General features: G+C 54.7%; 2 protein-coding genes and 1 pseudogene. All 3 read right to left on the bottom strand.

Annotation, left to right across the window (positions count from 1 at the left end; translation table 11 throughout):
* On the bottom strand, positions 1 to 766 hold a 766-nt coding region (locus FEM54_RS31790; RefSeq protein ID WP_138454193.1), incomplete at its 3' end, for an MFS transporter.
* A gap of 10 nt (positions 767 to 776) precedes the next feature.
* Positions 777 to 1,547, bottom strand: coding sequence for a class I SAM-dependent methyltransferase (locus FEM54_RS31795; RefSeq protein WP_138454194.1), 771 nt, complete (start codon positions 1,545 to 1,547; stop codon positions 777 to 779).
* Positions 1,548 to 1,559: 12 nt separating this feature from the next.
* Positions 1,560 to 1,804: pseudogene (locus FEM54_RS34485) on the bottom strand (hypothetical protein); the annotation flags it as partial.

The raw sequence follows: 1,804 nt of genomic DNA on the forward strand, positions 1-1,804 counted from the left end.
GTACCGAAACGCCTAATTCATCGCGCAGGTAAGGTGCCAGGTAAGTCTGAAACGGCAGCAGTGCCATCCCATTGAGAAAGGCGATGCCCCAGATCAGGTACAGCGAACGGCTCAGCCATGGCGTGTGGCCATCGAGCGACCGCGAGCGCTCACCTGAAAAACCAGCCGCCTGCTCCGCCCCCATGTTACGCAACAGAAACCAGGCCACGAAACAGAGGCCCAATGACACAAGGCCGGCGGTCAACCAGATCGAGCGCCAGCCACCCTGCAAGGTGAGAAACGACACCAGTAACCCGTTGATGAACACGCCATAGCTGGTGCCACTGGAGATCAGCCCCATGACCCGGGAGCGATTACCTGGACTGAAACCCTTGGTGACGATTTCTGCCAGAGGGATGTAAACCGAAGCGGAGCACCCTCCCAGCAAAATCAACAACCCACCCGACAACCAAATGCTGTCGCTGACGCTCAAGCCCAGCAGGGCCAGAGACGTCACCACGGTGGATACCAGGCTGATTTTCCAACCTTCGAAAAAACGGCTGATGTAACTGGTGACCGAAGAAAACAGCAGAAAGCCGATCTGTGCGCCGCCGGTGATCAAGCCCACAGTGGTGTAGTCAAAGCCGATATCTCGGCGCATATCAACGACCAGGTTGGCGAACAAGTAAACGCCGAATCCATAGGTACTGGCCACAAACCCTGTCAGTACGACTGCCAGCACCACGCTGTCCAGCGCGCGAGAATTATTCTGTACGAGTGTGCTCATCATGACGCCCTCACACGGCGCGGGCGGTGTGGATGACAAAATCACAATTCATCCTGTCGAAGTCACGCTGAAAATCACCGTAATCTTCATGGGCAGAGAAGCCGCTAGCCTGAATCTCGTCGGCCAGTTCTTTGGGTAATAACGGATACACTTTCAGGCTGTAGCGTTGTTTATCTTCAAAGTCGTAAATGAACTCGCACACCTGTGCATCGACCCTTCCCAGGCTGACCGACGCACTGGCCCCGCAGTAATAATAATTGCCGCTGGATTTGAAGTTGCCCGCGCGGATAGCAAAAAAATTACGCTGATCAACAATCAACACACCGCCTGGCTTGAGCAATGCCCTGAACTTGCGCAGCACGCTCATGCGGTCGTGCGCCTCAAACACATGGCACAGTGAACTGCCCAGGCACACTACGGCATCGAACGTGCCCAGCACGTCCGGGTCGAGGTCAAGCCACTCCATATGGTGGGATTCAATAGCCAATTCACGTTCAAGGAAGTTCTGCCGGGCTTTTTTCAACATCGTGCCGCTACCGTCCGTAGCGACCACCTTGAAACCTGCCTGTGTGAGTTGTACGGCATGAAAACCACTGCCCGTGGATACATCCAGCACCGATCTCACACCGTGACTTTTCAGCAACTGCTCAAAGAACCCCTTCTCGCCGGCCTTTCTTTTTTCCCAATCAATCAACGCGTCCCAGCGCTCGACAAAGTCCGACGAATATTGAGTTGAGTAATTGGCTACTTCCTCGTGTTCATACCCCAGGATTTGACTCATGGCACACCGCTCCTAGCCGATTGAATTCTTGAAAGACAGGTACTTTCCCGCCAACTCCCGAGCACAGTCCGCGGACTGCCGAACCGACATGATGTCCTTGGAGTACCCCAGCATCGTCTGCATGATTGCCATGCACCTGGGGTTGAAGGTGACCGAGCCGTCACAATGGATTTCGTCGATACCGTCGTGGCTTTGGCAAATGCTGTTAAGGCGCACCGCGTCGTCGTAGGGGCATTTGTCGGAGAACTGCACATTGA

The organism is Pseudomonas edaphica (genome assembly GCF_005863185.1).
GTDB lineage: Bacteria > Pseudomonadota > Gammaproteobacteria > Pseudomonadales > Pseudomonadaceae > Aquipseudomonas > Aquipseudomonas edaphica.